The 14154-nt window shown below is 47.2% G+C and carries 9 protein-coding genes, 1 tRNA gene and 1 pseudogene; 10 read left to right on the forward strand and 1 reads right to left on the reverse strand.

The window, feature by feature from the left end:
- From BST86_RS00005 to BST86_RS00015, 3 genes and pseudogenes are all read left to right on the forward strand, one after another.
- Nucleotides 1-1625: pseudogene (locus BST86_RS00005) on the forward strand (efflux RND transporter permease subunit); the annotation flags it as partial.
- Nucleotides 1618-2991 (forward strand): TolC family protein, encoded by a 1374-nt coding sequence (locus tag BST86_RS00010; RefSeq protein WP_105981478.1) that lies wholly within the window; start codon nucleotides 1618-1620, stop codon nucleotides 2989-2991. The pseudogene BST86_RS00005 and the gene BST86_RS00010, both read left to right, overlap by 8 nt.
- Nucleotides 2988-3167: a CPXCG motif-containing cysteine-rich protein gene (locus BST86_RS00015; protein ID WP_105981479.1), complete on the forward strand. Its 180-nt coding sequence runs from the start codon at nucleotides 2988-2990 to the stop codon at nucleotides 3165-3167. The genes BST86_RS00010 and BST86_RS00015 overlap by 4 nt, the downstream gene beginning before the upstream one ends.
- A 43-nt stretch (nucleotides 3168-3210) precedes the next feature.
- Here BST86_RS00015 and BST86_RS00020 read toward each other — a convergent pair whose 3' ends face one another.
- On the reverse strand, nucleotides 3211-3699 hold the full coding sequence (locus BST86_RS00020; RefSeq protein WP_242446415.1) for a ferritin-like domain-containing protein: 489 nt from the start codon (nucleotides 3697-3699) through the stop codon (nucleotides 3211-3213).
- A gap of 194 nt (nucleotides 3700-3893) precedes the next feature.
- Between BST86_RS00020 and BST86_RS00025 the strand changes: the two genes are divergently transcribed.
- The 7 genes from BST86_RS00025 (at nucleotide 3894) to BST86_RS14795 (ending at nucleotide 14075) form a co-directional block, all read left to right on the forward strand.
- Nucleotides 3894-3966, forward strand: a tRNA-Met gene (locus BST86_RS00025).
- A gap of 508 nt (nucleotides 3967-4474) precedes the next feature.
- A complete protein-coding gene (locus BST86_RS00030; protein WP_105981480.1) occupies nucleotides 4475-12328 on the forward strand; it encodes a DUF7507 domain-containing protein in 7854 nt (2617 codons plus the stop codon).
- Nucleotides 12329-12332: 4 nt separating this feature from the next.
- A complete protein-coding gene (locus BST86_RS00035) occupies nucleotides 12333-12761 on the forward strand; it encodes a DUF7507 domain-containing protein (protein ID WP_172443272.1) in 429 nt (142 codons plus the stop codon).
- 138 nt (nucleotides 12762-12899) lie between these two features.
- Nucleotides 12900-13043: a hypothetical protein gene (locus BST86_RS14790; RefSeq protein WP_172443273.1), complete on the forward strand. Its 144-nt coding sequence runs from the start codon at nucleotides 12900-12902 to the stop codon at nucleotides 13041-13043.
- A 98-nt stretch (nucleotides 13044-13141) separates the two neighbouring features.
- A complete protein-coding gene (locus BST86_RS14695) occupies nucleotides 13142-13336 on the forward strand; it encodes a hypothetical protein (RefSeq protein ID WP_146126668.1) in 195 nt (64 codons plus the stop codon).
- Between the two features lie 351 nt (nucleotides 13337-13687).
- Nucleotides 13688-13900, forward strand: coding sequence for a DUF7507 domain-containing protein (locus tag BST86_RS00040; protein WP_172443274.1), 213 nt, complete (start codon nucleotides 13688-13690; stop codon nucleotides 13898-13900).
- On the forward strand, nucleotides 13851-14075 hold the full coding sequence (locus tag BST86_RS14795; protein ID WP_172443275.1) for a hypothetical protein: 225 nt from the start codon (nucleotides 13851-13853) through the stop codon (nucleotides 14073-14075). The genes BST86_RS00040 and BST86_RS14795 overlap by 50 nt, the downstream gene beginning before the upstream one ends.
- Nucleotides 14076-14154: the final 79 nt, after the last annotated feature.

Genomic DNA, 14154 nt, shown 5'->3' on the forward strand with positions numbered 1-14154 from the left:
AAAGAATCAGTTTTAACCTTTGCTTTCTTTGTTGCTGCCTTACTGTTGACTATTGGTTCTGTTGGTGGTGGCGTGATAGGAGTGACTCTTCCCTCAAATTTCAAGTGACCAGGTTTCGGTCACATTGGAAATGCCTAATGGAACTGCAGAATCCATTACAGACAGCATTATAAGTTCCATTCAGGAAAAGGCACAAATTGTCAATAAAGAATTAACTGAAGAATATTTGACCGATGAGGTGTATGGTGACAGTGTCATGCTTTTTGAGAATATCATCAAATCACAAACGTCATCATCTTCGGCTAACTTATCCATTAACTTATTGCCTGGAGAAACCAGACCAGAAGCATTGAAATCTCCCATCGTTGCCAATAGGCTACGGGAACTGGTAGGTGTCGTTCCAGGCGCCGAGACCTTGAACTTTGGTTCTGGAGGAAATTTTGGTGGTAGTCCAGTATCAGTCTCGTTGTTAAGTAACAATATTGAGGAGCTTAAAGCAGCTACCGAAGATTTCAAGGAAATCTTGAGTCAAAACCCGTTGCTCAAGGATATTGAGGATAACGATCCCGCAGGAATTAAGGAAATAAAGTTAGAATTAAATGACAATGCATATGCATTGGGACTTAATTCCAGAGCTGTGATGAGCCAGGTGCGTTCGGCATTTTTGGTCAAGAGCACAACGTTTCCAGCGCGGCCAGGATGAGATACGGGTTTGGGTACGTTATGAACGGGACAACCGTAACAGTATCAAGGATATGGATGAACTGCGCATTCAGACACCAGCTGGTGATCGAGTGCCGTTGCGGGACATCGCAGACTATACCATTGAGCGTGGTGATGTGGTCATCAACCACTTGGAAGGTCGTAGGGAAATACTGGTGAGCGCAGACCTCAAGGATCCTAATCAAAGCGCGACGGACGTGCTCACTGATATTCAGGATAATATCATTCCAGAGTTACAGAAAAAGTATCCAACGATCTCACCTAACTACCTGAGTGGACAGGCTCGAGAAGCGGAAAAGATTTCTAGTAGTGCCAGCTTTATTTTCCCGCTAGTTTTACTCATCATTTACTTTGTGATTGCTTTCACCTTCCGTAGTGGGACGCAACCTATTATGTTGATTTTATTGATCCCTTTCAGTTTTGTGGCGGTCGCTTGGGGACACTGGATTCATGGCTTCCCGGTGAATATCCTGAGCATGCTGGGAATCATAGCCTTGATCGGTATTATGGTAAATGATGGACTTGTTCTTATTGGTAAGTTCAATTCGTTGATTGAAGAAGGACTGGACTTTGACGATGCTCTTTTTGAGGCTGGTAAGAGTCGTTTCCGCGCTATATTTTTGACCTCGTTGACCACTGTTGCTGGACTCGCACCGCTATTGCTTGAAAAGAGTCGTCAGGCACAATTCCTCAAACCCATGGCAATTTCCATCTCTTACGGTATAGGGATCGCTACGGTTTTGACCTTGTTGCTGCTGCCGTTGTTCCTCAGTTTTGGGAACAATAGTAAAGTATGGATCCATTGGTTGCGTACTGGAGAAAAAGTAAGTAAGCGATCTGTTACGAGCATCGCCAAAGAAGAGGAAGCACTAGATGAATTTGACGATACGAAAGATGAATAAGAAGCTTCAAATAGTTGGGTTGATGGTGGTTTTGTTCGCTTTCGCGAAAGCGAATTCCCAACAAGCACCAGAACCTTTATTATCCAGGCAACAAGCCGTTGAGCTCATGTTGCAAAACAATTTTGATATCCAGATCTCTGAAAACCAACTTGAGGTTGCAGATAATAATAAGGATATACTCAATAGTGGTTATCTGCCTACTGTTTCCGGTACCGCTGGTGCGAACTATAGTAATACGGACAATCGAACGGAATTTGGTTCAACAAGGGATGACAACGGTGTGCTCGTTCCGCCTAGAGCTCCGGTAATTCTAAATGATCAAATTTCACGGCGTTATAATGCTAGTATAGGTGCAGATTATTTGCTGTTTGATGGTTTGGGTAGGTTTTATAACTACAAGATCTTACAGGAACAATATAATCTTACTGATCTGCAGGTAAGACAAGTTATTGAAAGCACCACCGTGCAGCTCATGACGGTGTATTATGAAGTTGCCCGACTTACTGAAAATCTTAGCATATTTCGAGAGACACTCAACAATACTCGCGAAAGAGAGACGCGTGCCAAATATCAATTTGAATACGGTCAGGTCAATAAACTTGAGGTGCTCAATGCACAAGTTGATATCACGACAGACAGCATCAATATCCTGAATGCCAAACAGAACCTGGAAAATGCCAAAAGGGATCTGAATCTCGTCATGAATCGAGAGATTGATGCCGCTGCATTTACGGTTGACACGCTGGTAACTCTTAAGCCAGAATTAGAGGTGATTAGTTATTTGGAAGAAGTGGACGATAACGTACGGCTCATGCTCGCGCGTAGCAATGTCCAGATAAGCGAATGGGATGTGAATACCGCCAAAGCATTGCTCCTACCTCGAATAGGTCTGAGCGGTAGCTACGGTTGGAATAGGTCAGAAGATCCAGAAAGTGCGTTTTTCCCATCCAGGACGAGTACCAGTGATGCCATCAATTTAGGCGCCACGCTTACTTGGGACATTTTTGATGGCGGTCGTTCCATCACAGGCATTAGAAATGCAAAAATCACTGCTGAAAATGAACGTCTGCGTTTACAGCAAACTGAAAAGCAAGTGATGCGCGACATCGCAAATGCTCGAGGGAATTATCAAAATGCCATTGCTATTTACAATTTGCAAACCCAGAACGTAGAGACCAATCAAAACAATTTTGACAGATCTCAAGAACGTTATCGTTTGGGGCAAATTACAAGCATAGAACTACGTCAAGCCCAAATTAATTTGGTCAACGCCCGAACCACTCGCAATCAAGCAAAGTATGTTGCTAAGCTTGCAGAAATACAGCTCCTGCAATTGGCTGGCGAACTTTTATCACAGCCTTTATGATAGAATACTTCTTTTCATGTCCACACTGCTGGCAGGAAATAAGTATGCTGCTGGATCCTGCCTACTCACAAACCTATGTCGAGGATTGTGAGGTGTGCTGCAACCCCATAGAAATCACAGTGCAATTTGAAGATGGAGAACTGCTCCATTTTGAAGCTAAAGAAATAGGCCAATAAAAAAGCCGCTCGAGGAGCGGCTTTTGATAGAGTCTTTTATTTCTTAATCATCTAGATGGTCTGCAATATCTTCAAGTCTTTTGATTTGGTTAATGGTGGCGTTTATCTCATCCTTTTGGGCTTCAAGAACACTTACAATAGTTTGTGGCAGCTCGTTTTTATGTTCTAGAATTTGAGAATACTCTGCTACGGCAGCATTTTCACCCCTTAAACATTCTTCAAGAATGGTTTCATCCTTATTACTGCTTAATGCGGCCTTGATATTCATCCAGCTACGGTGTACATCACCTTGAAAGGAACCGTCAAATTCTGGATGCTCGTTCATTCCTTTCATTTCGCCAGCGATGCTCGCGGCATATTGAGTGCGTCTGGCACCTTGTTGGGCAAACCAACGTTTGAGTTGTACATTTTCAGTAACCTCGGCGGCGTTGGCATAACCTCGTTGCGCATCATATGTTTTCTCTAGAATGCTTTGCAGGTATTTTTCAGTATTTACTTGGGTATCCATGGTTTTTATTTTGAAGTTATTCATTCTTCAATTGCTAATATCCTAAGCTATTGTCATTTGAGAATAGTTTAACTATGCCGATCCATCAAACACAAAATTAGCTTGCAGGAATAACGGAATGGTTGTATATTTGCCATCCCAATCGAAAGAAAGGGACGTTTTTCAGGTAAGCTTATTACTTACAGGCTTCTCGCCAAGTTGAAAAATAACATTTACATCGCGGGATAGAGCAGTAGGTAGCTCGTCGGGCTCATAACCCGAAGGTCACTGGTTCGAGTCCAGTTCCCGCTACTACAAACCCTTCAGGAAACTGAAGGGTTTTTTATTGTGCTATTTTTCTAGAATTTAGCACAGCATCAAACTTTATTAGACTTTCCTTGGATTCCTTCATCTTGTTAAATTGTAGGAAAAAACCTAATGAATCTATTGATTATTAGCTAGTTGCAAGTAAAACTGAGTACGCTTTCGCGAAAGCGTGATTCTTTAAAATCTGGTGTTTAACGGTTGAATATTTTGGATGTTTTGATCTTTTTCAGTCGAATGCAACACCTATCATTGATATTCTTTAACTTAAGTTATATTTTTTTAGGTATTCTATACTTTTATCGTTTAATTCCCAAGCAAAGCGAAAGTATTTGTGAGCGTCAGTAATTAGAGTAATTTTGTTGGTCTTAGAGGCGATATGCCTTGAAGCAATGTTACTAAAGTTAGGGGATTAGTATCAGCTGCACATATTTTGTTTTTGCAATTGGGTGAGTTCCCTTATTTAGTGCTATTGAATCATTTAATCAAATAGTCAATGAGCAACTCTACTTTTGTAAAAAAATCTTCACTACATTTTTTACTATTATTTATTATTGGATTGTCTTCGCTTACTGCGATAGGTCAATCACGTTCCTGTTTAAGGGAGAACTGTTTTGATGTCGTTTCCTTTTCATCTACACCTACAATTGATAATGGTGGGGCTCCACTTGCAGTCGGTACTCGTTATCGATTTGCCAATGCTGCGGGATCAATCAACCAAAATCCTGCAATAGATGTTTTAGTGGAGATACTTGAACTGAATAATACTTCACTTTTGGATATCGATGTATCTTCAGATGGATTGCCTAGAGCATTTCAGCCAAGAATTTCAGCGACAAGTTCTGGAGAAATTAGCGCTTTGTTTAGAATTAGGCTTGTTGAGTCTGGTACCAATAGGGCTGCGAATGATGTCTGCTTTTTTGCAACACCGTTCGATATTGATGGAAGTCCCGGAATTCAGGAGTTTGCTGAATTATCTCTAACCGATGCCTTTACAAGATCTGCAGTTACTCAAATAGATATTACACGTAATGCTAATATTATTCGCGGACGAAACGTAGATAATCAATCAGCTCCTATTGAGCCTATTGATGAAGACCCTCGTTATACTTTTAGTAATTATTATGAGAATAGGAACTCATTTACATACCGAATTGGAAAGGTAGGTTCAGGTACGCAATCAAATAGATTTTTTGCATTAGTATTAGAGCGAGCTCAATTTCAACAGCCAGTTACGGTTTTTGTGACCCAGCCTTTGATATGTGGTGCTGTTCGTAGGGATGACGGTACGCCTATTTCAGGAGTTACCGTGAGGTTGGAGCGACCCGACGGGACTTTAATTGCCACCACCACCACAGGTGCGAATGGAAGTTATCAGTTTCAAGTAACTCGTAATGCTTCTTTAGGTTTTGAAGATTTTGTAGTAAGAGAGGTAGATCCTGCTACTGATGTTCCAACTGGCTTTGCATTGGCTTCAGTATCTGACGTGGATGGTGCGAACGATAATAGAATTAATGTGAGGCTTTTTGAAGCTTCTATTGTTAACCGTGATTTCGTTGATGGTCCTGACTTTGACCGTGATGGTGTTGCAGATTCTGTGGATCTAGATGATGATAATGATGGGATAACTGATGTTGACGAAGGTGGTAACACTGCTAATAATGATAATGACGCCTTCCCAAATAGAATAGATAGAGATGCAGACAACGATGGATGTACTGACGTTATTGAAGGTGGCTTTCAAGATCCTGACGGTGATGGTCAAGTAGGTGGACAGCCAGTTACGGTTAACGCTAATGGTTTGGTGACAAGTGGCGGCGGTCAAACAGTGAATGCAGCTGGAACTAATTATAACGTACGACCAGCAGACGGAAATAACAATGGGACTTCAGATGCGAGAGAAGCTGGTACCCCAATTGCAATTACTTCGCAGCCTCAAAACGATACGGCTATTATAGCAGGTAATAATACCAACCAATTTAGTGTTGCGGTAACCGGAAGTAACCCTGTTTATAGATGGCAGGTAAGTACAGGAGGAGCGTTTACTAATATTTCTAATAATGCTAATTACAGTGGTGTAAATACGAATACGCTTACAGTAACAAATGCACCTGCTTCATTTAATGGAAATCTTTACAGAGTTGTAGTAACTAGCTCGTCATATAAATGTTCAAATGTTAATAGTAATTCAGCTTTACTTATCGTAGGGTCTTCTCTCGCGATTACAAAAGCAGATAGGCCTGGTACTTATAATTCAGTAGATCAAACGATCACTTACGATGTAGTTGTTACTAACACAGGTAACTCCACCTTATCCAATATTTCTCTTACAGATAACAATGGTACTCTTAGTCAGACTCAGATAGCGTCTCTTGCTGCTGGAGCATCTGTAAATTTAACTAGTACACACTCTATTACTCAGCCAGAACTTGACGCGGGAAGAGTTTTGAATCAAATTTCAGGAACTTCAACAAATCCAACTGGTGATACAATCACCGATTTGTCTGATGACCCTGGAAACAACACAAACGTTGATACCAATGGTAATGGTAATCCCGATGACATTACGATCACTCCTTTGACAACAAACGGTGCTATTGCGATCATCAAGACGGGAACTTTCACTGATAGTGGCAGCGGAACGGCAGCGAATAACAATGACGGTAGAGCGCAGGTAGGCGAGGTGATCACTTACAGCTTCACTGTAACGAATACGGGTAACCAGACCCTTACCAATGTTAGGGTTACGGATCCATTATTGGTGGCGCCAAACGGTTCGATTACGGGTGGTCCTATTGCGAGCCTTGCGCCAGGAGCAACCAACGCTACGACTTTTACGGGAAGCTATAGAGTTACCCAGGCAGACATTAACTCTGGTCGATTCAGCAATCAGGCTACGGCTACAGGGACGACGCCACAGAACACACAGGTCACGGATCTATCGGATGACAACAGTAACCTACAGAACGATCCAACGATAACTACGGTTCCTTCTGCTCCTTCCATTGCGATCATCAAGACGGGAACTTTCACCGACAGTGGCAGCGGAACGGCAGCGAATAACAATGACGGTAGAGCACAGGTAGGCGAGGTGATCACTTACAGCTTCACTGTAACGAATACGGGTAACCAGACCCTTACCAATGTTAGGGTTACGGATCCATTATTGGTGGCGCCAAACGGTTCGATTACGGGTGGTCCTATTGCGAGCCTTGCGCCAGGAGCAACCAACGCTACGACTTTTACGGGAAGCTATAGAGTTACCCAGGCAGACATTAACTCTGGTCGATTCAGCAATCAGGCTACGGCTACAGGGACGACGCCACAGAACACACAGGTCACGGATCTATCGGATGACAACAGCAATCTACAGAACGATCCAACGGTAACTACGGTTCCTTCTGCTCCTTCCATTGCGATCATCAAGGCGGGAACTTTCACTGATAGTGGCAGCGGAACGGCAGCGAATAACAATGACGGTAGAGCACAGGTAGGCGAGGTGATCACTTACAGCTTCACTGTAACGAATACGGGTAACCAGACCCTTACCAATGTTAGGGTTACGGATCCATTATTGGTGGCGCCAAACGGTTCGATTACGGGTGGTCCTATTGCGAGCCTTGCGCCAGGAGCAACCAACGCTACGACTTTTACGGGAAGCTATAGAGTTACCCAGGCAGACATTAACTCTGGTCGATTCAGCAATCAGGCTACGGCTACAGGGACGACCCCACAGAACACACAAGTCACGGACCTTTCAGATGACAACAGCAACCTACAGAACGATCCAACGATAACTACGGTTCCTTCTGCTCCTTCCATTGCGATCATCAAGACGGGAACTTTCACTGATAGTGGCAGCGGAACGGCAGCGAATAACAATGACGGTAGAGCGCAGGTAGGCGAGGTGATCACCTACAGCTTCACTGTAACTAATACGGGTAACCAGACCCTTACCAATGTAACGGTAACGGACCCACTACTTGATGGTGCCAACGGTACATTGACAGGCGGTCCTATTGCGAGCCTTGCACCAGGAGCGATAGACACGACGACCTTTAGTGGAAGCTACACGATCCAGCAGTCGGACATCGATGCGCAGAGTGTATCGAACCAGGCTACGGCTACGGGAACGACACCTGACGGAGATGATGTCAGCGACCTTTCGGATGACAACAGCAACCTGGAGGATGATCCAACGGATACGAATCTTCCTGAGGACAGCGAGATATCGATCATCAAGACCTCTGTGTTCAACGATGAGAACGGTGACGGCTTTGCTCAGTTGGGCGAGACGATCAGCTACAGCTTTGAGGTAACGAACAGTGGAGCTACGACCCTAACGAATGTGACGGTAACGGATCCACTATTGGTGGCGCCAAGCGGCAGCCTTACCGGCGGCCCGATCGCTACACTTGCACCTGGAGCGGTGGACACGGCGACCTTTAGTGGAAGCTACACGATCCAGCAGTCGGACATCGATGCGCAGAGTGTATCGAACCAGGCTACGGCTACGGGAACGACACCTGACGGAGATGATGTCAGCGACCTTTCGGATGACAACAGCAACCTGGAGGATGATCCAACGGATACGAATCTTCCTGAGGACAGCGAGATATCGATCATCAAGACCTCTGTGTTCAACGATGAGAACGGTGACGGCTTTGCTCAGTTGGGCGAGACGATCAGCTACAGCTTTGAGGTAACGAACAGTGGAGCTACGACCCTAACGAATGTGACGGTAACGGATCCACTATTGGTGGCGCCAAGCGGCAGCCTTACCGGCGGCCCCATCGCTACACTGGCACCAGGAGCAACGGACACGACGACCTTTAGCGGAAGCTACACGATCCAGCAGTCGGACATCGATGCTCAGAGCGTATCGAACCAGGCTACGGCTACGGGAACGACACCTGACGGAGATGATGTCAGCGACCTATCGGATGACAACAGCAACCTAGAGAATGATCCAACGGATACGAATCTTCCTGAGGACAGCGAGATATCTATCATCAAGACCTCTGTGTTCAACGATGAGAATGGTGATGGCTTTGCTCAATTGGGCGAGACGATCAGCTACAGCTTTGAGGTAACGAACAGTGGAGCTACGACCCTTACGAATGTGACGGTAACGGATCCACTATTGGTGGCGCCAAGCGGCAGCCTTACCGGCGGCCCGATCGCTACACTGGCACCTGGATCGGTGGACACGGCGACCTTTAGTGGAAGCTACACGATCCAGCAGTCGGACATCGATGCGCAGAGCGTATCGAACCAGGCTACGGCTACGGGAACGACACCTGACGGAGATGATGTGAGCGACCTATCGGATGACAACAGCAATCTGGAGAATGATCCAACGGATACGAATCTTCCTGAGGATAGCGAGATATCGATCATCAAGACCTCTGTGTTCAACGATGAGAACGGCGATGGCTTTGCTCAGTTGGGCGAGACGATCAGCTACAGCTTTGAGGTGACGAACAGTGGTGCTACGACCCTAACGAATGTAACGGTAACGGATCCACTACTTGATGGTGCCAACGGTACGTTGACTGGCGGTCCCATCGCTACACTGGCACCAGGAGCAACGGACACGACGACCTTTAGCGGAAGCTACACGATCCAGCAGTCCGACATCGATGCGCAGAGCGTATCGAACCAGGCTACGGCTACGGGAACGACACCTGACGGAGATGATGTGAGCGACCTTTCGGATGACAACAGCAACCTGGAGAATGATCCAACGGATACGAATCTTCCTGAGGACAGCGAGATATCGATCATCAAGACCTCTGTGTTCAACGATGAGAATGGCGATGGTTTTGCTCAGTTGGGCGAGACGATCAGCTACAGCTTCGAGGTAACGAACAGTGGAGCTACGACCCTAACGAATGTGACGGTAACGGATCCATTATTGGTGGCGCCAAGCGGCAGCCTTACCGGCGGACCGATCGCGAGCCTTGCACCAGGAGCGGTAGACACGGCGACCTTTAGCGGAAGCTACACGATCCAGCAGTCCGACATCGATGCTCAGAGCGTATCGAACCAGGCTACGGCTACGGGAACGACACCTGACGGAGATGATGTCAGCGACCTATCGGATGACAACAGCAACCTGGAGAATGATCCAACGGGTACGGACCTTCCCGAGGACAGCGAGATATCGATCATCAAGACGTCGGTGTTCAACGATGAGAACGGCGATGGCTTTGCTCAGTTGGGCGAGACGATCAGCTACAGCTTTGAGGTGACGAACAGTGGAGCTACGACCCTTACGAATGTGACGGTAACGGATCCACTACTTGATGGTGCCAACGGTACGTTGACTGGCGGTCCCATCGCTACACTGGCACCAGGAGCGGTAGACACGGCGACCTTTAGCGGAAGCTACACGATCCAGCAGTCGGACATAGATGCTCAGAGCGTATCGAACCAGGCTACGGCTACGGGAACGACACCTGATGGAGATGATGTCAGCGACCTTTCGGATGACAACAGCAACCTAGAGAATGATCCAACGGATACGAATCTTCCTGAGGACAGCGAGATATCGATCATCAAGACCTCTGTGTTCAACGATGAGAACGGCGATGGCTTTGCTCAGTTGGGCGAGACGATCAGCTACAGCTTTGAGGTGACGAACAGTGGAGCTACGACCCTAACGAATGTAACGGTAACGGATCCACTACTTGATGGTGCCAACGGTACGTTGACTGGCGGTCCCATCGCTACACTGGCACCAGGAGCAACGGACACGACCTTTAGCGGAAGCTACACGATCCAGCAGTCCGACATCGATGCGCAGAGCGTATCGAACCAGGCTACGGCTACGGGAACGACACCTGACGGAGATGATGTGAGCGACCTATCGGATGACAACAGCAACCTGGAGGATGATCCAACGGATACGAATCTTCCTGAGGACAGCGAGATATCGATCATCAAGACCTCTGTGTTCAACGATGAGAATGGTGACGGCTTTGCTCAGTTGGGCGAGACGATCAGCTACAGCTTCGAGGTAACGAACAGTGGAGCTACGACCCTAACGAATGTAACGGTAACGGATCCACTATTGGTGGCGCCAAGCGGCAGCCTTACCGGCGGCCCGATCGCTACACTGGCACCAGGAGCGATAGACACGACGACCTTTAGCGGAAGCTACACGATCCAGCAGTCGGACATCGATGCTCAGAGCGTATCGAATCAGGCTACGGCTACGGGAACGACACCTGACGGAGATGATGTGAGCGACCTATCGGATGACAACAGCAACCTGGAGGATGATCCAACGGATACGAATCTTCCTGAGGACAGCGAGATATCGATCATCAAGACCTCTGTGTTCAACGATGAGAACGGTGACGGCTTTGCTCAGTTGGGCGAGACGATCAGCTACAGCTTTGAGGTAACGAACAGTGGAGCTACGACCCTAACGAATGTGACGGTAACGGATCCACTATTGGTGGCGCCAAGCGGCAGCCTTACCGGCGGTCCTATCGCGAGCCTTGCACCAGGAGCGGTAGACACGGCGACCTTTAGTGGAAGCTACACGATCCAGCAGTCGGACATCGATGCTCAGAGCGTATCGAACCAGGCTACGGCTACGGGAACGACACCTGACGGAGATGATGTCAGCGACCTATCGGATGACAACAGCAACCTGGAGAATGATCCAACGGATACGGACCTTCTTAAAAATGGTAGAATATCTTTGATTAAAATAGGGGTTTTCAACGATGAGAACAATGATGGAGTGGCGCAGGTTGGCGAAACTATAAGTTATTCTTTTGTAGTAACAAATACCGGAAATGTTACGTTAACGAACGTTATTATTGCAGACCCGTTATTGGTTACACCAAATGGCAGTCTTACGGGTGGCCCTATTGCGAGCCTTGTACCTGGCGAAAGTGATTCGAATACGTTTGTAGGAACTTATACTTTATCCTTAACTGACGTAAACGCATCACAGGTCAGCAATCAAGCGACCGTCGAAGCACAAGATCCCGATAATTCAAATGTCACGGATCTATCAGATGATAATAGTAATTTCGAAAACGATCCGACTATAACATCTTACGATGCGGTCGATGCGATTAACCTTATTAAGAGAGGAACCTTTAATGATGAGAATGGAGATGGGTCCGCTCAGGTTGGTGAAACTGTCAGTTATTCATTTACTATAAGAAATGCAGGTAATAGGACAATTACTAACATTGTTTTATCTGACCCATTATTACAAGGAATAAACGGTACATTGACTGGCGGTCCTATTACGAGCCTTGTACCTGGAGCGATAGACACGACGACCTTCAGCGGAAGCTACACGATCCAGCAAGTCAGATATTGATAATTTGCAAGTCACGAATCAAGCAATTGTTACTGGACAAGATCCTGATAATAATAATGTCACGGATACTTCTGATGATAATAGCCCAATTGAGAATGATCCAACGGATACGGACCTTCCCGAGGACAGCGAGATATCGATCATCAAGACGTCTGTGTTCAACGATGAGAACGGCGATGGCTTTGCTCAGTTGGGCGAGACGATCAGCTACAGCTTTGAGGTGACGAACAGTGGTGCTACGACCCTAACGAATGTAACGGTAACGGATCCACTACTTGATGGTGCCAACGGTACGTTGACTGGCGGTCCCATCGCTACACTGGCACCAGGAGCAACGGACACGACGACCTTTAGCGGAAGCTACACGACCAGCAGTCCGACATCGATGCGCAGAGCGTATCGAACCAGGCTACGGCTACGGGAACACAACTGACGGAGATGATGTGAGCGACCTTTCGGATGACAACGCAACCTGGAGAATGATCCAACGGATACGAATCTTCCTGAGACAGCGAGATATCGATCATCAAGACCTCTGTGTTCAACGAGAGAAGGCGATGGTTTTGCTCAGTTGGGCGAGACGATCAGCTACAGCTTCGAGGTAACGAACAGTGGAGCTACGCCCTACGAATGTGACGGTAACGGATCATTATTGGTGGCGCCAGCGGCAGCCTTACCGGCGGACCGATCGCGAGCCTTGCACCAGGAACGGTAGACACGACGACCTTTAGTGGAAGCTACCGATCCAGCAGTCGGCATCGATGCTCAGAGCGTATCGAATCAGGCTACGGCTACGGGAACGACCTGACGGAGATGAATGTGAGCGACCTATCGGATGACACAGCAACCTGGAGGATGATCCAACGGATACGAATCTTCCTGAGGACAGCGAGATATCGATCATCAAGACCTCTGTTGTTCAACGATGAGAACGGTGACGGCTTTGCTCAGTTGGGCGAGACGATCAGCTACAGCTTTGAGGTAACGAACAGTGGGCTACGACCCTAACGAATGTGACGGAACGGATCACTATTGGTGGCGCCAAGCGGCAGCCTTACCGGCGGTCCTATCGCGAGCCTTGCACCAGGACGGTAGACACGGCGACCTTTAGTGGAAGCTACACGATCCAGCGTCGGACATCGATGCTCAGAGCGTATCGAACCAGGCTACGGCTACGGGAACGACACCTGATGGAGATGATGTCAGCGCCTTTCGGATGACAACAGCAACCTAGAGAATGATCCAACGGATACGAACTTCCTGAGGACGCGAGATATCGATCATCAAGACCTCTGTGTTCAACGATGAGAACGGCGATGCTTTTGCTCAGTTGGCGAGACGATCAGCTACAGCTTTGAGGTGACGAACAGTGGTGCTACGACCCTAACGAATGTAACGGTAACGGATCCACTACTTGGATGGTGCCAACGGTCGTTGACTGGCGTCCATCGCTACACTGGCACCAGGAGCAACGGCACGACGACCTTTAGCGGAAGCTACACGATCCAGCAGTCCGACATCGATGGCGCGAGCGTATCGAACCAGGCTAACGGCTACGGGAACGACACCTGATGGAGATGATGTCAGCGACCTTTCGGATGACAAAGCAACCTGGAGAATGATCCAACGGATACGGACCTTCGGGATGACAGTGAACATATTGCTGCTTAAGGAGAGCACGTTCACGATGAGAACGGTGACGGCTTCGCACAGTTGGGCGAGACGATCAGCTACAGCTTCACTGTAACGAACACCGAGCGACTACGTTGACGGATATCACGATCACGGATCCACTACTGGTGGCGCCTAACGGCAGCCTTACTGGC

Source organism: Nonlabens agnitus (assembly GCF_002994045.1).
In the GTDB taxonomy this organism is placed as follows: domain Bacteria; phylum Bacteroidota; class Bacteroidia; order Flavobacteriales; family Flavobacteriaceae; genus Nonlabens; species Nonlabens agnitus.

Bases quoted from the DNA above. Each gene is read 5' to 3' on its own strand.
- BST86_RS00020 (WP_242446415.1), bottom strand. From the start codon at position 3,699: ATGAATAACTTCAAAATAAAAACCATGGATACCCAAGTAAATACTGAA.
- BST86_RS14795 (WP_172443275.1), top strand. From the start codon at position 13,851: ATGGCGCGAGCGTATCGAACCAGGCTAACGGCTACGGGAACGACACCT.
- BST86_RS00015 (WP_105981479.1), top strand. From the start codon at position 2,988: ATGATAGAATACTTCTTTTCATGTCCACACTGCTGGCAGGAAATAAGT.
- BST86_RS00030 (WP_105981480.1), top strand. From the start codon at position 4,475: ATGAGCAACTCTACTTTTGTAAAAAAATCTTCACTACATTTTTTACTA.
- BST86_RS00010 (WP_105981478.1), top strand. From the start codon at position 1,618: ATGAATAAGAAGCTTCAAATAGTTGGGTTGATGGTGGTTTTGTTCGCT.
- BST86_RS14695 (WP_146126668.1), top strand. From the start codon at position 13,142: ATGAATGTGAGCGACCTATCGGATGACACAGCAACCTGGAGGATGATC.